General features: G+C 63.2%; 14 protein-coding genes and 1 pseudogene. 11 read left to right on the plus strand and 4 right to left on the minus strand.

Going from position 1 to position 17,918, the window contains the following annotated elements; genetic code table 11:
- Positions 1–14: 14 nt before the first annotated feature.
- The 11 genes from phnD to RTP54_RS15445 all read left to right on the plus strand — a co-directional run bounded on the left by phnD (position 15) and on the right by RTP54_RS15445 (position 12,424).
- Positions 15–920 (plus strand): phosphonate ABC transporter substrate-binding protein, encoded by a 906-nt coding sequence (gene phnD, locus RTP54_RS15395; RefSeq protein WP_112809539.1) that lies wholly within the window; start codon positions 15–17, stop codon positions 918–920.
- Between the two features lie 105 nt (positions 921–1,025).
- On the plus strand, positions 1,026–1,988 hold the full coding sequence (gene phnE, locus RTP54_RS15400; RefSeq protein WP_112809540.1) for a phosphonate ABC transporter, permease protein PhnE: 963 nt from the start codon (positions 1,026–1,028) through the stop codon (positions 1,986–1,988).
- 10 nt (positions 1,989–1,998) lie between these two features.
- A complete protein-coding gene (phnE, locus tag RTP54_RS15405; protein WP_312363907.1) occupies positions 1,999–3,516 on the plus strand; it encodes a phosphonate ABC transporter, permease protein PhnE in 1,518 nt (505 codons plus the stop codon).
- 125 nt (positions 3,517–3,641) lie between these two features.
- Positions 3,642–4,349, plus strand: a complete 708-nt coding sequence (locus tag RTP54_RS15410; protein ID WP_312363909.1) for a DUF1045 domain-containing protein — start codon at positions 3,642–3,644, stop codon at positions 4,347–4,349.
- A 1-nt stretch (position 4,350) separates the two neighbouring features.
- Positions 4,351–5,490: an alpha-D-ribose 1-methylphosphonate 5-triphosphate diphosphatase gene (locus RTP54_RS15415; protein WP_112809542.1), complete on the plus strand. Its 1,140-nt coding sequence runs from the start codon at positions 4,351–4,353 to the stop codon at positions 5,488–5,490.
- Positions 5,487–6,074: a phosphonate metabolism protein/1,5-bisphosphokinase (PRPP-forming) PhnN gene (gene phnN / locus RTP54_RS15420; protein WP_312363913.1), complete on the plus strand. Its 588-nt coding sequence runs from the start codon at positions 5,487–5,489 to the stop codon at positions 6,072–6,074. Before RTP54_RS15415 ends, phnN begins: the two co-directional genes overlap by 4 nt.
- 191 nt (positions 6,075–6,265) lie before the next feature.
- A complete protein-coding gene (hutI, locus tag RTP54_RS15425; RefSeq protein ID WP_312363915.1) occupies positions 6,266–7,510 on the plus strand; it encodes an imidazolonepropionase in 1,245 nt (414 codons plus the stop codon).
- The gene (gene hutH / locus RTP54_RS15430; RefSeq protein ID WP_112809545.1) at positions 7,507–9,042 is read left to right on the plus strand and encodes a histidine ammonia-lyase; all 1,536 of its coding nucleotides are present in this window, start codon (positions 7,507–7,509) and stop codon (positions 9,040–9,042) included. Before hutI ends, hutH begins: the two co-directional genes overlap by 4 nt.
- Position 9,043: 1 nt before the next feature.
- On the plus strand, positions 9,044–9,862 hold the full coding sequence (gene hutG, locus RTP54_RS15435) for an N-formylglutamate deformylase (protein ID WP_312363918.1): 819 nt from the start codon (positions 9,044–9,046) through the stop codon (positions 9,860–9,862).
- A 2-nt stretch (positions 9,863–9,864) separates the two neighbouring features.
- On the plus strand, positions 9,865–11,538 hold the full coding sequence (gene hutU / locus RTP54_RS15440; RefSeq protein WP_162703539.1) for a urocanate hydratase: 1,674 nt from the start codon (positions 9,865–9,867) through the stop codon (positions 11,536–11,538).
- A gap of 205 nt (positions 11,539–11,743) precedes the next feature.
- Positions 11,744–12,424, plus strand: a complete 681-nt coding sequence (locus tag RTP54_RS15445; protein ID WP_112809548.1) for a hypothetical protein — start codon at positions 11,744–11,746, stop codon at positions 12,422–12,424.
- Positions 12,425–12,429: 5 nt separating this feature from the next.
- Here the strand turns inward: RTP54_RS15445 and RTP54_RS15450 are convergent, their stop codons facing one another.
- The 4 genes and pseudogenes from RTP54_RS15450 to RTP54_RS15465 form a co-directional block, all read right to left on the minus strand.
- Positions 12,430–13,647 carry an MFS transporter gene (locus tag RTP54_RS15450; protein ID WP_312363921.1) on the minus strand — a complete coding sequence of 406 codons (1,218 nt, stop codon included), beginning with the start codon at positions 13,645–13,647 and terminating at the stop codon, positions 12,430–12,432.
- Positions 13,648–13,747: 100 nt separating this feature from the next.
- Positions 13,748–15,175, minus strand: a pseudogene (locus RTP54_RS15455) (M81 family metallopeptidase); the annotation flags it as partial.
- Between the two features lie 11 nt (positions 15,176–15,186).
- Complete coding sequence (locus tag RTP54_RS15460; RefSeq protein WP_312363924.1) at positions 15,187–17,106, minus strand: beta-N-acetylhexosaminidase; 1,920 nt, start codon at positions 17,104–17,106, stop codon at positions 15,187–15,189.
- Between the two features lie 25 nt (positions 17,107–17,131).
- A complete protein-coding gene (locus RTP54_RS15465) occupies positions 17,132–17,908 on the minus strand; it encodes an SDR family oxidoreductase (RefSeq protein ID WP_312363926.1) in 777 nt (258 codons plus the stop codon).
- Positions 17,909–17,918: the final 10 nt, after the last annotated feature.

Below are 17,918 nucleotides of genomic sequence, written 5' to 3' on the forward strand. Positions count from 1 at the left end.
AACGGGAGAACCTTATGCTGAAGAAAGCTCTTCTGGGCACTGTCGCCCTGCTCGCCCTCCTCGGTCACGCTCAGGCCGAAGACCTCAAGGAATTCCGCGTCGGCATCATCGGCGGTGAAAACGAAGCCGACCGTCTGCGCAACTTCCAGTGCATCGTCGACAAGCTGCCGGCCGCCATCGGCGTCGAAAAGGTCTCGCTGTTCCCGGCCGCCGACTATGACGGCGTCATCCAGGGCCTGCTCGGCGGCACGCTCGACTACGCCGAACTCGGCGCTTCCGGCTTCGCCAAGATCTACCTCGCCAAGGCCGACGCCGTCGAGCCGATCCTGACAACTGTCCAGACAGACGGATCGACCGGCTACCACTCGATCATGGTCGCCCGCAAGGATTCCGGCATCACCAAGATCGAAGACCTGAAGGGCAAGAAGCTCGGCTTCGCCGATCCGGACTCGACCTCGGGCTACCTCGTCCCGCTCGTCACCCTGCCGGAAGCGATCGGCGCCCCGGTCAAGGAATTCTTCGGTGAGACCGGCTTCGGCGGCGGCCACGAAAACCTCGTGCTCGAAGTCGTCAAGGGCACCTTCGATGCCGGCACGACCTTTGGCTCGGGCGTCGGCGAATTCAAGGACGGCTACACCTCGGGCAACCTGAAGAAGATGGTCGACAAGGGCATCCTCGACATGAACGACCTGGTCGAACTCTGGAAGTCGCCGCTGATCCCGAACGGCCCGATCGTTGTGCGCTCCACCATGAACGACGACATGAAGGCGAAGTTCAAGCAGTTCATGCTCGACCTGCCGAAGACCGATGCCGCCTGCTTCTCCGCCATCCAGGGCGGCGACTTCACCGGCTTCACCGAAGTCAACGCCGACTTCTACAAGCCGATCATCGACGCCCGCAAGGCGACGATCGGCGGTTGATCGCTCGACCAATCAAGGACGCTGGCCGCAAAACGGCCAGCGTTCGTCATTTTGCTAGGGCGCTCGTCGCGCCTGTCGACAGAGGCCGGCATTGCCGGAACATTCATGGCAACTTCCATGCTTCCAAAGCATCTGAGTGACAACGGCGCGCTTGTGGAGCGTCACTGGCAGGAGCTGAATTCCCGCCGACGGCTCTACTCGTTCCTCGGCTTGGCCGTTCTCGCGCTCGCCCTTTCCGGCTCGCTCTGGTTTGCCAACGATTCCAATGCCGGCAAGTTTTTCGACCGCCTGCCGCATTTCTTCGACTTCGTCGGGGATCTCGCACCGCGCGACGGGCTGGAAATCTTCCGCGCCATGTTCGACCTGCCCTCCCCCTATGACGACGGCAGCTTCAAGTACAATTACCCCGAAGGTCGGCTCTATCTGACCGAGAGCTTCTACATTCCCGAATATGTGCACAAGATGCTGGAGACCGTGAACATCGCGATCTTCTCCACCGTCATCGGCACATTCTTCGGCTTCATCTTCTGCTTCCTCGCCGCCCGCAACCTGATGCCCAACCCATGGGTTCGCGGCTTGATCCGCAGGCTGATGGAAATCCTGCGCGCCTTTCCCGAAGTGGTCATCGCCGGCTTCTTCCTGGCAATCCTCTCGCTCGGCCCGATCCCGGCCATTGCCGCCGTGTCGATCCACACCATCGGCGCACTTGGCAAGCTGTTCTTCGAAGTGGTCGAGAATGCCGACATGAAGCCGGACGAGGGGTTGCGCGCTGCCGGCGGCAACTGGATCGAACGGGTCTGGTTCGGCATGGTGCCGCAGGTTCTGCCCAACTTCGCCAGCTATTTCCTGCTGCGCCTCGAGATCAATGTGCGCGCTTCCACCATTATCGGCGCAGTCGGCGGCGGCGGCATCGGCGAATTGCTGCGCCTGTCGATCGGCCAGGGCCACCAGGCAAAGACGCTGGCGATCGTCATCCTGCTTTTTGCGACGATCTTCGCCGTCGACCAGTTCTCCGCATGGCTGCGCCGTCGCCTCGTCGGCGACCAGGCCTTCCAGCTTGCCCAATAGGTGCGCAAACATGACCTCCGCAACCAGACTAAGCCCTCTTGAAATGGATGCGATCGCCTCGCGCCATCCAAACCTGTTGCAGGGCTCCTCCAACAAGCGCCTGCGCACCATCCTCATCAGCGCCGGGCTCGTCGTCTACCTCGTCTTCAGCTGGTGGTTCTTCTCGATCGGGCATGTTCTTGGTAACGCCAATTGGGGTATCGCCGGAACATACCTTGCCGACTGGGTCTCCTATGAGGTTCGCCCCGAGCTCAAGATCGCCCGCGACAGGACGATGACGATCGACTACCAGCGCAACTCGCCGCTCGGGCCGAACCCCAATCCGTCCTGGGTCGAGCTCGACAAGGAAACGGTGACACGTACCGTCGAGATCCCGGCGGCCACCGGACAGGCGGTCAAACCGAAGGCAAGCTCGTCGTTCAGCTTCATGACTCCAGGATCGGCGCTCGGCGGTGCCGATGCCGGCACTGCGCAAGGCCGGACCGAAACGCAGACGCAAGAGGTCATCACGCGCGCGGTCGTCACCTTGAACCGCTCGACGAAGATCGAAGTCGCAGATGGCCTGGTCACGGCGACCCATGGCGGCGAGACATTGACCATGGCGGTCGATGGCCAGGACACGGTCACGCCGCAAGGCACCCTTCCTGCCTGGGCAACGCAAAAGCGACCGGGTGAAAAGATCACGCTCGCCTTCGGCGCCGCCGGCTGGGCAGAGGTCGAAGGAGACGACGTTTCGGTGCGTAACCGCTTCTTCGGCTGGGCCAATTTCCTGTTCGACACCAACTCGCCCTACTTCGGCAAGAGCTATGCCGAGGTGCTTTCGCTGGTCACCAGCGGCGAGCGCATCGAGCCGGCGCGGTCGAACCTGTCACTCGCCTGGAACAATATTCTCTACAACGCCGAATGGCAGCATCTCGACGTCTGGACCAAGCTGCTGCAGACAGTGGTCATGGCCTTCGTCGGCACGTTGTTCGCTTCGCTGGTCGCCTTCCCGCTCTGCTTCCTGGCGGCGCGCAACATCACCCCGAATTTTCTGACCAACCAGGTCGTCAAGCGCTTCTTCGACTTCCTGCGATCCGTCGATATGTTCATCTGGGCCCTGTTCTTCACCCGCGCATTCGGCCCGGGACCGCTCGCCGGCATGTCCGCGATCTTCTTCACCGACACCGGTACGCTCGGCAAGCTCTACGCCGAGGCGCTGGAGAACATCGACGACAAGCAGCGCGAAGGCGTGAAATCCGTCGGCGCCGCGCCGCTTGCCGTCCAGCGCTTCGGGGTGCTGCCGCAGGTCCTGCCAGTCTTTGCCAGCCAGGCGCTCTATTTCTGGGAATCGAACACGCGTTCCGCGACGATCATCGGCGCTGTCGGCGCCGGGGGCATTGGCCTGAAACTCTGGGAGGCGATGCGTACCAACTCCGACTGGGAAAATGTCGCCTATATGGTGCTTCTGATCTTGCTGGTTGTGTTTATTTTCGACAGCATCTCGAACGCCTTGCGCTCGCGGCTGATCGGACAGAAAGCGCATTGACGAGATAAGCGTTTTGCAGCCCCGCCATCATGATGTTGTCATGGAAATCGGCTAGCTGCGCATCGCGTCCCGCGAACAATCGACCCGCCGTCCCGGCGGGCCGGTCGATACAGAAAGTGAAGACCGTGCGTTATGCAATCTACTTCGCGCCGCCGGCGAACGACCGGCTGTCGCAGACGGCGGCCCGTTGGCTCGGCCGCGACGCCTTTACCGGCGAGACCTATGAACTTCCGGCACATTCCGGACTTGATGCCGATACCCGACAAACACTGACCGCCGATCCGCGACGCTACGGCTTTCACGGTACCCTGAAGGCGCCATTCCCGCTTGCCGACGGCCGCAGCGAAGCCGAGCTTGTCGCCGCCTTCGAAGACTTCGCAGCAAATCTCGATCCCTTCGAGATCCCGGAACTGACGTTGCATCAGCTCGGCCCGTTCTTCGCGCTTGTCTCCGCAAGCCACTGCCAGCCACTGCAGAATCTGGCAGCACAGGCGGTGCGATCCTTCGAACCGTTCCGGGCACCGCTTTCGGATGCTGATCTCGCACGACGCAATCCCGACAAACTGCCGGAGCGTCAGAGACGATACCTGAAGGAATTTGGCTATCCCTATGTTTTCGAAGAATTCCAGTTCCATCTGACTCTGACCGGACAGGTCCCGGCTGAAACAACAACCACCATGCGGGCCGTGCTCGAAAGCACCTTTGCCGACCATATCGGCAAGCCGCTTCACGTTGCGTCAGTTGCGCTCTTCGTCGAGCCGCAGCGTGGCGCACCGTTCCTGGTCCATTCCCTGCTGCCTCTGGGCAGCGCGACACAACGAAAGATCGCATGAGATGAGCAAAGAACAGGTTCTGACCAACGCCCGCATCGTCCTCGAAGACAGTATTCTCGATGGCACGGTGCTGATCCGCGACGGCAAGATCGCCGATATCTCCAAGGGCACCGTAGCCACAGGCGAAGACTTCGAAGGCGACTATCTGCTACCGGGCCTCGTCGAGTTGCACACCGACCATCTCGAGGCACACTATTCGCCGCGACCTGGCGTTCGCTGGCTGAAGATCGCCGCGATCCAGGCGCATGACGCGCAGGTCGTGACGTCGGGCATCACCACGGTTTTCGACTGCCTGCGCCTCGGCTCCGACGAAGACGGTGGTTTCCAGAAGGGCGAGATGCGCAGCATGGCTGATGCGTTGGCCCAGGCTCAGCAGGAAGGTCGCCTGCGTGCAGACCACCTTATCCACCTGCGCTGTGAGGTGTCGACCTCCGACGTGCTCGACCACTACGAGGACTTCCAGAACGACCCGCAGGTCAAGCTCGTCTCGCTGATGGACCACGCGCCCGGCCAGCGCCAGTTCCAGACGATGGACCAGTACACGCTCTACTACAAATCCAAGCGCGGCCTGTCGGATGCCGAGTTCGATAAATTCGTCGCGCGCCAGCAGGCGCTGTCGGCGAAGTTTGCCGGGCCACACCGTGATGCGCTTGCCAAGGCCTGCGCCGAGCGCGGCATCACCATTGCAAGCCATGACGATGCAACGATCGCCCATGTCGACGAATCGATCGGCTACGGCATCAAGCTTGCCGAGTTCCCGACCAGTTTCGAAGCGGCGGAAGCCTCCCATCGCGCCGGCCTCAGCGTGCTGATGGGCGCGCCGAACATCGTGCGCGGCAAGTCGCATTCGGGCAACATCGCCGCGCGCGACCTTGCCGATCGGGGCGTGCTCGACGTGCTTTCGTCGGACTACGTGCCCTTCAGCCTGATCCACGCGCCATTCGTGCTGGCCGACGAGCTGGAAGCCATCGATCTGCCGAAGGCGATCGCCATGGTCAGCGCCACGCCCGCCCGCACAGTCGGGCTTGACGATCGCGGCCGCATCGCCGTCGGCTTGCGCGCAGACGTCTCGCGGGTCCACCGGGTGGAAGGCATTCCGGTGGTGCGTTCGGTCTGGCGTGAAGGTCGGCGTGTCGCATGAGCGCGCTCGAACGCAGGCGCGGCGCCCTTGTCGTTGTCGTCGGCCCGAGCGGGGCCGGCAAGGACAGCGTCATGGGCTATGCCGCCCGGCATTTTTCCGATTGCGCCGACATCCACTTCATTCGCCGGGTGATCACCCGGCCGTCGGATGCGGGCAGCGAGGTGCATGAGAGCGTTTCCGTCGCCGAGTTCGTCGAGATGGAACAGGCGGGCGCCTTCGCCGTCTCCTGGGACGCGCATGGGCTGAAATACGGCATTCCCGAGGAGGTTCGCCGCAACGTCGATAGTGGCGCCACCGCCATCGTCAACGGCAGTCGCGGCGCGCTTCCGGCCTTTCGCGCCGCCTTCGGCGCCATCGCCGTCGCGGTGATCACGGCCGAGCCTTCCGTTCTCGCCAGGCGTCTCGCCGAGCGGGGTCGCGAAAGCGAAGAGGATGTCTTGCGGCGGCTTTCGCGACAGGTGCCGGACGTGACATCGGGCGCCGACGTCACGGTTATCGACAACAGCGGCCGCCTGGAAATTGCCGGTCGTCACTTCGTCGATCTCGTGGAGCAATCGCGCATGACGGTTCGCTCTCCGGCCTGACGGCCTCGCTTCTCAAATGGCATTTACCAGAGACCCCGGAGCGCCCGCTCCGGGGTTTTTGCGTCCGCGGCAACACAATAGGCCACGACACGCCGCGCCGCCCCTTCCCTTTTCCGGCTTTGCGCCAATTTTCCTCTTGTGGCGGCCATTATTATGTATATACATTAAATCAACGAGAGGGGGATCGGCTGATGAGTCAATTTTCGACCACCGCAACGGCGTCCGGCATCTGGCGCAACCTGCGCCTGGTGACCCTGCGCGCCGGTGAGGACAATCTCGGCCTGGTCGAAAAGGCGGCAGTCGCCGTCGTCGATGGCCGCATCGCCTTTGCCGGCGCCGAAAGCGACCTTCCCTCCGATCTCGCCCGCACGCTGGAAGGCACCGATTGCGGGGGACGGGTGATGACGCCAGCCTTCATCGACTGCCACACGCACATCGTCCATGGTGGCAACCGCGCCCGCGAATTCCAGATGCGGCTTGAAGGCGCATCCTACGAGGAAATCGCCCGCGCCGGCGGCGGCATCGTCTCCTCGGTCAAGGCAACCAATGCCCTTACGGTCGATGCGCTGGTCGAAAGCGCGCTGCCTCGGCTTGACACCCTGCTTGCCGAAGGCGTTTCGACCGTCGAAATCAAATCCGGCTACGGCCTCAATATCGAGGCCGAACTCAACATGCTGCGTTCCGCGCGCAAGCTCGGCGAAAAGCGTGCCGTCCGCATCGTCACCAGCTATCTGGCAGCCCACGCCACCCCCGCCGACTACAAGGGCCGCAACGACGACTACATTTCAGAGGTTGTGCTCCCGGGTCTTGATGCCGCTCACGCCGAGGGGCTGGTCGATGCCGTCGACGGATTCTGCGAGGGCATCGCCTTTTCGACCGCCGAGATCGCCCGCGTCTTCGATCGCGCCAAGGCACTCGGGCTTCCATTGAAGCTTCACGCTGAACAGCTTTCCAATCTCGGTGGCGCCAAGCTCGCCGCCGCCTATGGCGCGTTGTCCGCCGACCATCTCGAATATCTGGATGCCGAGGGCGCGGACGCCTTGGCAAGATCGGGCACCGTTGCAGTGCTACTGCCGGGCGCCTTCTACGCGCTTCGCGAAAAGCAGTTGCCGCCGGTCGAGGCGCTGCGCGCCGCCGGCGCACATGTTGCGATCGCGACCGACTGCAATCCCGGCACCTCGCCGCTGACGTCGCTGCTCCTCACCATGAACATGTCGGCGACCTTCTTCCGGCTGACGGTTGCCGAATGCCTTGGCGGCGTCACCCGCGAGGCAGCACGCGCGCTCGGGCTGCTCGCAGAGACCGGCACGATCGAAATCGGCAAGTCCGCCGATCTGGCACTCTGGAACATCGAAGACCCGGCCGAACTCGTCTACCGCATCGGCTTCAACCCACTTCATTCCCGCATCTTCAGGGGCGAAAGGACCGGTCCATGACCATCACGCTGCATCCGGGCTCTGTTCCGCTTCAGGATCTGGAGACCATCTACTGGACCGGTGAGCCGGCCCGCCTCGATCCCTCCTTCGATGCCGGCATCGAGAAGGCGGCAAAGCGTATCGCCGAGATCGTCGCCGGCAACGCGCCTGTCTACGGCATCAACACCGGCTTCGGCAAACTGGCCTCGATCAAGATCGACAGCGCCGATGTCGCCACTCTGCAGCGCAACCTGATCCTGTCGCATTGCTGCGGCGTCGGACTGCCGCTCGCCGAAAACATCGTCCGTCTGATCCTGTCGCTGAAGCTCGTCTCTCTCGGCCGCGGCGCCTCCGGCGTGCGGCTCGAACTCGTTCGCCTGATTGAGGCGATGCTCGACAAGGGCGTCATCCCGGTCATCCCGGAAAAGGGCTCGGTGGGCGCATCCGGCGACCTCGCGCCGCTCGCACACATGGCGGCCGTCATGATGGGACACGGCGAGGCATTCTTCGCAGGCGCACGGATGTCCGGCGCCGAGGCACTCGCCAAGGCCGGGCTGACCCCGGTCGTGCTGGCGGCCAAGGAAGGCCTGGCGTTGATCAACGGCACGCAGACCTCCACCGCACTGGCGCTCGCCGGCCTCTTCCGTGCCCACCGTGCCGCCCAGGCGGCACTCATTACCGGCGCGATGTCGACCGATGCGGCCATGGGCTCCTCCGCCCCCTTCCATCCAGACATCCACACGCTGCGCGGCCATCAGGGCCAGATCGATACGGCGGCCGCTCTTCGCGCGCTTCTTTCCGGCTCGGCCATTCGCGAGAGCCACATCGAGGGCGACGAACGGGTGCAGGATCCCTATTGCATCCGCTGCCAGCCGCAGGTCGACGGCGCCTGCCTCGACCTGTTGCGCTCGGTTGCGCGTGTCCTCGAAATCGAGGCCAATGCGGTCACCGACAACCCGCTGGTGCTTTCCGACAACTCCGTCGTCTCCGGCGGCAACTTCCATGCGGAGCCGGTCGCCTTTGCCGCCGACCAGATCGCCCTTGCGGTCTGCGAGATCGGCGCGATCTCGCAGCGGCGCATCGCCCTTCTTGTCGACCCGGCTCTGTCCTATGGCCTGCCCGCCTTCCTCGCCAAGAAGCCCGGCCTCAACTCCGGCCTGATGATCGCGGAAGTGACGTCGGCCGCGCTGATGTCGGAAAACAAGCAGCTGTCGCACCCGGCCTCAGTCGACTCGACGCCGACCTCGGCCAATCAGGAAGATCACGTATCGATGGCCTGCCACGGCGCCCGCCGCCTGCTGCAGATGACCGACAATCTGTTCTCGATCATCGGCATCGAGGCGCTGACCGCCGTGCAGGGCGTCGAATTCCGCGCGCCGCTGGCCACAAGCCCCGAGTTGCAGAAGGCGGCGGCATCCCTGCGCGCCGTCTCCGCCACGATCGAGGAAGACCGCTACCTAGCGGACGACCTGCAGGCCGCCGGCGAACTGGTGGCCTCCGGCACGCTGAACGCCGCAATTTCCGCCGGCATTCTGCCCAAACTCGGAGCCTGAGATGAGCGTCTTCGAAGTCCGCCGGGGCACCTCGCCGGTCATCCTCGGCTTTCCGCACACCGGCACGGACGTGCCGGCAGCGATCTGGGATCGGCTCAACGACATCGGCCGCCTGCTGGCCGATACCGACTGGCACATCCACAAGCTCTACGAAGGCCTGTTGCCTGACGTTACCGTCGTGCGCGCCACCTTCCACCGCTATGTCATCGACGCCAATCGCGACCCGGAGAACGTCAGCCTCTATCCCGGGCAGAACACCACCGGCCTGATCCCTGAAACCGATTTCGACGGTTTGCCGATCTGGAAGGATGGCGAGGCGCCGACGGAGGCCGACACTGCCGAGCGGTTGCGCCAGTTCCACGCGCCCTATCACGCCGCATTTCTGGCCGAGATCAACAGGGTGAAGGCGATCCACGGCATCGCCATCGTCTATGATTGCCATTCGATCCGCTCGCATATCCCGTTCCTGTTCGAAGGCAAGCTGCCGGACCTGAACATCGGCACGGATATGGGCCGCACCTGCGCGCCCGAAATCGAAAAGGCCGCCGTCGATATTGCCGCTTCGGCAGAGGGTTACACCAGCATTCTCAACGGCCGCTTCAAGGGCGGCTGGACGACACGCCATTACGGGCGGCCGGAAACCGGTGTGCACGCCATCCAGATGGAACTGGCACAATCGACCCACCTTGCTGCCGAAGAGCCACCTTTTAGCCTTGACGCCAGCAAGGCAGAACGCCTGCGTGTACCGCTTCGGGCCATTCTTCAACGCATCGAGACCACCGCATTCGACCTTAAAACGCTGACAGGGAGCGAGGCATGAACATGAACAATCCGCGCCACAACATTCGCGACGTGCGCGCCCCGCAGGGCACCACGCTCAATGCCAAGAGCTGGATGACCGAAGCGCCGCTGCGCATGCTGATGAACAACCTCGATCCGAACGTCGCGGAAAACCCGCACGAACTGGTGGTCTATGGCGGCATCGGCCGCGCCGCCCGCACCTGGGCGGATTTCGACAAGATCGTCGAGACGCTGAAGGACCTCAACGAAGACGAAACGCTGCTGGTGCAGTCCGGCAAGCCGGTTGGCGTCTTTCGCACCCACAAGGATGCGCCGCGCGTTCTCATCGCCAACTCCAACCTGGTGCCGCACTGGGCAACGTGGGATCACTTTAACGAGCTGGATAAGAAGGGTCTCGCCATGTACGGCCAGATGACCGCCGGCTCGTGGATCTATATCGGCACGCAGGGCATCGTCCAGGGTACCTACGAGACGTTCGTCGAGGCCGGCCGCCAGCATTATGGCGGCAACCTGAAGGGAAAGTGGGTGCTGACCGGCGGCCTCGGCGGCATGGGCGGTGCGCAGCCGCTGGCGGCCGTCATGGCAGGCGCCTCGTGCCTTGCCGTCGAATGCAACCCGGACTCGATCGATTTCCGCCTGCGCACTCGCTACCTCGACGAAAAGGCCGAGACGCTGGACGAGGCGATGGAGATCATCGCCCGCTGGACGAAGAACGGCGAAGCCAAGTCCGTCGGCCTGCTCGGCAACACTGCCGAAATCCTGCCGGAAATGGTCCGCCGCGGCATCCGTCCGGACATGGTCACCGACCAGACCTCGGCGCATGATCCTGTCAACGGCTACCTGCCGAAGGGCTGGACCATGGCCGAGTGGAAGGCCAGACGCGAAAGCGACCCGAAGGCCGTCGAGAAGGCCGCGCGCGCCTCGATGCGCGAGCATGTCGAAGCGATGATCGCCTTCCAGGACATGGGCATCCCGACCTTCGACTATGGCAACAACATCCGTCAGGTCGCCAAGGAAGAAGGCCTCGAAAACGCCTTCGCCTTCCCTGGCTTCGTGCCGGCCTATATTCGACCACTCTTCTGCCGCGGCATCGGTCCGTTCCGCTGGGCGGCGCTTTCGGGTGATCCGGAAGACATCTACAAGACGGATGCCAAGGTCAAGGAACTGACCCCGGGCAACACCCACTTGCACAACTGGCTCGACATGGCACGCGAGCGCATCTCGTTCCAGGGCGTGCCGGCGCGCATCTGCTGGGTCGGTCTCGGCGATCGCCATCGCCTCGGCCTCGCCTTCAACGAGATGGTCCGCAACGGCGAACTCAAGGCACCCGTCGTCATCGGCCGCGACCATCTGGATTCCGGCTCGGTGGCATCACCGAACCGCGAGACCGAAGCAATGAAGGACGGTTCGGACGCCGTCTCGGACTGGCCGCTCTTGAACGCGCTGCTCAACACCGCCTCAGGCGCCACCTGGGTGTCGCTGCACCATGGCGGCGGCGTCGGCATGGGTTTCTCTCAGCATTCGGGCGTCGTCATCTGCGCCGATGGCTCTGATGATGCCGCAAAGCGCCTGGAGCGCGTGCTCTGGAACGACCCGGCCACCGGCGTCATGCGCCATGCGGATGCGGGCTATGACATCGCCGTGGACTGCGCCAAGGACAAGGGCCTGCGGCTGCCGGGAATCCTCGGCAACTGAGATTTTCATTGGGGCGCCGAAAGGCGCCCCAATCGCTTTTGAACGGACATGCGCGAAGGTGGATGTCGACGGTCTTCCTTGCCTTGAAAACCAGCAACTGTTAGTGGCAATACGACACAGGAAGAGAAAATGTCGCATTGCCGTTGACGCATTGCGGAGTTCTCTTTTCTTCGGACGCTAACGCTGATTTTTCATGAGAAAATTTATGTCTGAGGGTGAAAGCAAGAGAAGAACTATTAGGCACTTCGCCCTTACCGCAGGGCTACTCGCGAGCGTCCTTGTCGCTTCGCCATCGCAAGCGCAAAACACAAGTTTCCTCGGCCCTGTTCGCAACGGTGAGCGGCAGTTCACGGCCTTGCCCGAATATCTCGGCGTGGGAATGAGCCAGGGCGAAACCAAGAAGCGGGATGTGGTCCTGTCAACAGTTCAGATGCTCGCCCTTGCCGCTGGAATTGAAGTCAGGACGCAACCGGGCCTCGGCCAGAACACGATTGGGGTCATTTTCCGAGACGGCGCGATCCGTAGTGGTCAGATCGACCACGGAAAAATTGATAGTTTCAATTTCGACCCCTACTACACGAGGCTGCTGAACGATACCGCCGCAACCGGCGCCGGAAATTGTGCTTCTGCGGTGAACTACACCGCAGATGGACGGTTCGACAGGGCCGTCGTCGTCGCCAACAGCGATGTGCCCGATCTGGAGCTGGCGACCTGTGTGGCGCAGGCCCAGGCGCACGCATTCGGGATCACCACCTTCAGCTCCAGCAAAGCCGATTTCTCGCGCTTCATCTCGCGGATCATGATCCTCGTCGATCAGAAGAAGAAATGCCTTGCAGACAATCTGATGACAGTGACGTGCAAGTACGTCGACGAGCCCTTTGAGTGAACTGGTCAGCGGCCGACGATACGGCCGCCCTTTCTATCTCCGTCAAGCACCAGCAGCAGCACCAGGCCGGCAAATCCCCCGACACCGCCGAGCAGCGCCGTTCCGGAATAGTCGCTGATCCGCGTGCCAAGAGCAAAAAGCCCAGCGCAAAGCCCGCCGCTTAAGAACAGGTTGACTGCGAGCAGCGAGCTTCCGAGGCCCGGCCGATCCGCGATCAGTTCCTGAAGATAGCTGATCGGGATGGTGATCAACGCTGCCGCGCCGAAAGCACTGATCAAAGTCAAGGCGTAGATCTGCCAGGTGGCCGTCGAAAAGCCGAGCAGCACCATGTAGCCGATGTAGATGGCCGTCCCCAGCGCCAGCGCCTTGAACGGAACCAGGCTCGACTGGATGCGCGCCCAGACGAAGATGAAGACGACTTCGAGGAAGGCGACGATACCGACGATGATGCCGATATCCGTGACGCTGCCGCCGATCTCGTCGGTCATGATCAAGGGTAGCACCGCGGCGTTGACGTGCAGCGTCGACGTGATGGTCGCAACGGCAATGACCCTGAGGAAAATGCACGGCGCCAGGATCTCGCGAAACGACGTCCAGTAGGAAAGCCGGCCGCCGAGCGATGCGTCGGCCCCACCTTCGTTGGGCAATCGAAAATAGACGATCAGCAGATTTGCAAGACAACCAAGGCAGGCGAGCAGATAGGCCGGCAGCATGCTTTCGCCGCCCGCCAGCGCGAAGCCCACAAGCCCTGGCACCAGAACCCAGGACACCGATATCGCCGCGCGCGCGCCCGTCGTCAGCGAGGCCGCGTCATGCCCGCTCATGCGGCGGGCGATGCTGCGCACATTGGCAAAGAGCAGCGTGTAGAGCGCACCGTAGATCGGCATGAACACCAGGACGCTGATGACGAAGCTCGTCTGGTACGGCAGCACGTAGACGATGCCGTAACCGATGACGCCGAACAGGATCGCTGTCGACATCAGTAGCCGGTAATTACCGACCCGATCCGCCAGAATGCCGATCGAGACACTGACAATGACGTTGACGGTCGAAGCGAGGAGGATCAGCAGCGAGTAGACGGCGTCGCTGAGGCCCAGCTCGTTGATGCCGACGACCGACTGATAGGGCGAGGTCGCTGCCCCTGCGAAGCCGAACAGGAAGATTGCCACCATGCTGACCCGCATGGCCGGGTTGCGCATGGCGCTGAGAAGCGTTGATGTCATGATGATGCACGTCCGCGAAGGAGGCGATGTCAAGAGGGGAGTTTGGCGTCGGCGGCACCCGCCGACGATTTATTGCGTGAGATGGCTTACACCGATTCGGCCAGCGCGCCGAGAATTTCACCTCCGGCGTGTATTCGAATTCCTGATCGAAGGGAAAGACCGGGCGCTGGCGGTGGAGGCTGGCAAGACCGGCAATGTCCTGGTTGACGACGCCGTCGGTCAAAGCCATCAGGTTGGGATTGGCGATCGGCGCAAGTTCCGGTGAAAGATAACCGGATTTGACCACCAGCAGCCGGACCGACTGCGGGTCGAGGCCGAGCCGGCGAAAATCCTCGATGTTGTGATAGGGCCGACGCCGCGCCGAAAGCACGACATCGATCGCGCCCGCGCGCACCACCGCCTGGCGCTCCTTTTGCTGACCGGGATCATCAAGCCGCACGACGTCGACCAGCATCTCCGCAACCGGGCTTGCCGGATCGAGGCTTCCGCCGATCTTCAGCATCAATGTTTCGCCGACGCCGGCTGCAAAGCAGGCATCGACCGCCGGACGATCGGCGATACCGGCGATGAGCGCGCCGCGCCAGCCGCGCGCCAACAGCGCCTTCAGCACGTCGGCGCGATCACCAACGCCGCCGCCGGTCGGGTTGTCGCCGGAATCGGCGAGAATGATCGGCGATGTCGTCGCCTTCTCGGCGATATCGAGCATCGCGTCGAGCCCGCCCGTCACCGGACCAAACCGGAAATTGCGGCGCTCCGCCCAATATCCTGCCGCGATGTCGGCGGCCGCATGCGTCGCTGCAGCCCGGTCGGTTGCGGTAATCACGGCGCAGGCCGTGGCGCGCGGCTCGTCGGCCCAGACATAGCCGACCATCAGGTTGGCATCGAGAACGCCCGGCCGTCCATCGACATCGGGTAGCTGCAGGTAGAGACTCCTTGCCGGCTCATCCTCGGTCGACGTGCACTCTCCCGGCAAAAGGACCGGGATCTTCGCCCAGGCGACGCCTGGCCGGGTGCCGCCAAGCAGCGATGAAACGAGCATGGTCCAGGCGCGGATCATCGTTTCGCGCGTGTCGATGTGCGGCGCCGTGCGATAGCCGGCGAAGATGTCGATCTGGTCAATGATGCGCTGGCTGACATTGCCATGCAGGTCGTAGCTGGTAGCGATCGGGCAATCCGGTCCAACGACACCTCTTGCAGCCGCGATCCAGTCGCCCTCGGCATCCTGCATGCCGTCGACTTTGATTGCGCCGTGCATCGCAAGATAAAGCCCGTCGATCGGCAGCGCCTGCTCCAGGCGCTCGATAAACTCGGCCTTGAATGCATCATAGGTCGGCCGCGAGACCGGGCCGCCGGGCACGGCCCGAGCGTGCAGCAGCGGCAAATGCTCGATGCCTTCGGCGTCAAGGAAATCGAAATATTCAGCCTGAAGCAGATCGGGGCCGCGCAGGACACGGAAATCCTCAGCTGCCATCAGCACCGGCGAATAGGTGCTGCACTCCGTGTGGATACCGCCGACGGCAATGCGCATGAAAGCTCCTGTCACAGCTCGGGGCTCAAGGGGGCGATCGCCGCGAAGCGCTGCCAGTCCTTGGCGGATTTCGGGGTCCATGCGGCCTCGGCTATGGCACACAGCCTGGGGAAGACGAGATGGTTGAAATAGCCGCGCGACAGGAAATGCTCCGACCAGATGCAGGCCTGGACGCCCTTCATGCGCGGCTTCAACTCCTCGGGAAACGCTCCCTCGGCCTCATAGCCATAGGTATGCGCCGGCGTTGCCGTGCCGGCCCAGCTTGCGCCCGGTTCCTGCCAGGCATCGGCCTGCGCCATGTCGAGATAATAGGCCTGGCCGGGGGTCATCATCACGTCATAGCCTTCGCGCGCCAGCTCGATACCGACCTCGGGCCGCTCCCAGGCCATCAGCAGCGTGCCTTCGGTCGAAACTCCGCCGCCATGGGCAACCTCGTTCCAGCCCGCAAGCTTGCGCCCGCGCGCCGTCAACATCCGCTTGACCTTGCCCAGGAAGAAAGACTGCAGCGCAAACGTGCCGGAGAGCCCCTCTTTCTCCATCAGCTTCTTCGCCAGCGGCGAGGCAAGCCACGAGCCGTTGGCAACCTCGTCGCCACCGATATGGATGTACTGGCTCGGGAATAGTTCGACGATTTCGTCGAGGACTTTTTCGAGGAATTCGTAGGTGAAATCGATTGCGGGATTGAGCGCGTTGTTCGGGTAGCCCTGAACAGAGTGGTAGCTCTCCGGTGCCTCCTGCCCATCGGCCAGATCAGGCAGGGCAACGAGGGTCGCGGTGCTGTGGCCGGGAATATCGATCTCGGGCACGATCTCCACATGTAGCGCTGCGCCTTGAGCGACCAAGGCCCTCACCTCGTCCTGACTGTAGAAGCCGCCGACCGGCGCCGCACCGTTGCCGAGTTGCGGCAGCAGCGGCTCATCCGGCCCGCGCAGGACGCCGAGCGTCGTCAAGGTCGGATAGGCCTTGATCTCGAGCCGCCAGGCCTCGTCATCCGTCAGATGCCAATGGAAGATGTTGAGCTTGAACCAGGCGAGGATGTCGATAAGGCGCGAGACGTCGGATGTCGGGTAGAATTGCCTGGAGACGTCGAGATGGCAGCCCCGCCAGCCGTAGCGCGGCGCGTCGCCGATCTTGCCCTGCGCCGGAAAGCGGAATTTGTCCGGATGGGTACGGGCGCCATTCAGCAGTTGCGCGAGCGTCGTCAGCGCATATTGCCGGCCAGCCGGTCCGCCATAGGAAAGGCCGATCTCACCCGTCGAAAAGGCGAGTTCGTAGGCTTCAGGCGCCAGTGCCGCATTCTTTGCAAAGACGATCGCTCGCCCCTGGGAGGTAGCAACCAGGCTGAAGGGTGCGTGGCCATCAGAAAACAGCCGGTGAAACAGCGCCAGCACGCCGCCGATCGCCGCGATATCGTCGGGCGCCGTACCGGCCGCCGGGTAGAGGACGACGGGAAAACCGTCGTCGGCCGCGACATCGACCTGCGCCGGCCATGGCTGGATCGAAAACGGCACGTCGAGCTTGCCTTCGGGCAGGCGCCGGGGCGGCGGCTCGCTGACCGCATTTTCGAGAAGCAGGTCGGAGACGGCAACCGGGACATGCGCGCCGCTTGCCAGCGTCAGATAGGCCGATTTCGCACCGTCCGTGCAATGCTTCGCATTGCGGTGCAGGCCGCTCACCGTAAACGCCCAGCTTTCGCCGGGGGCAAGCGTCAACCCCACCGGCGGCGCGAATTCGTGGAAGTTGGCGTTGCGACGCAGGAACATTGCGTTGTCGCAGGCTTCCGGCACGATGACGCGGGTTAGCGAGGTATAGGCAAGCCTGAACCCCGAGAGCGGCGCATCCGAAAAATTGAACAGCGTGAAAGTGAACCGGCCGAACGCGCCGCCGTCGGGCTGCCAGGACGCTTCGAGACGATAGTGAACCGGCGCCATGATCTTCCTCCGAGAAGTCTTAAGGTCAGTAGTGGCTTGATTGCGAGAAAGTGCGCGCCAGTTCCGCCTGGCCGGCCGTCAATCCGCAATCGACCGGAAGGCAGACGCCGGAGATGGCTGCAGCCATCGAGCCCGCGAGAAAATGGACGGCATTGGCGACGTCGTCGGGATTGACGATGCGCTGAAGCGGATACCAGCGGCGCGCCTCTTCGAAGACTTGCGGGTTGACCGCGGCACGCGCCTCCCATGCCTGCGTCCTTACCGTGCCCGGAGCGACGGCATTGGAGCGGATGCCGAATTTGCCGTATTCCACCGCGATCAGTCGCGTCAGATGCAGCAGGCCGGCCTTGGCGACGCTGTAGGCGGGATGCCCGAAGACATTCATGCCGTTGACCGAGGCGATGTTGACCACCGAGCCCCGGCTTTCCTTCAGCATGTCTTCGACGGCGCGAAAGCACAGGAACGCCGCTTCGAGGTTCAGCGCATTGTCAGCGCGCCAGATTTCCGGCGTCGTCTCATGCAGGCTTACGGCGCGCGCAGCGCCAGCGTTGTTGACCAGCGTGCGCACGACCCCACGCGCAGCAGCGGCTGCTGCAAGCTCGGCGACACTTTTCGCATCCGTGACATCGCAAGCAATCGGTACGAAGCGTGTGCTGTCTCCAATCTCGAGTGCCGCCTTGTCCGCGGCCTCGCTGTCGATATCGGCAAGCAGCACGACATCGTGGTCGTCACCGAGGCGCCGGGCGATGGCGCGGCCGATATCGCCGGCTGCACCGGTGACGATGGCGACAGAGTGCGTCATGCGAAAACCT

The organism is Ensifer sp., from assembly GCF_031989085.1.
In the GTDB taxonomy this organism is placed as follows: Bacteria; Pseudomonadota; Alphaproteobacteria; order Rhizobiales; family Rhizobiaceae; genus Ensifer.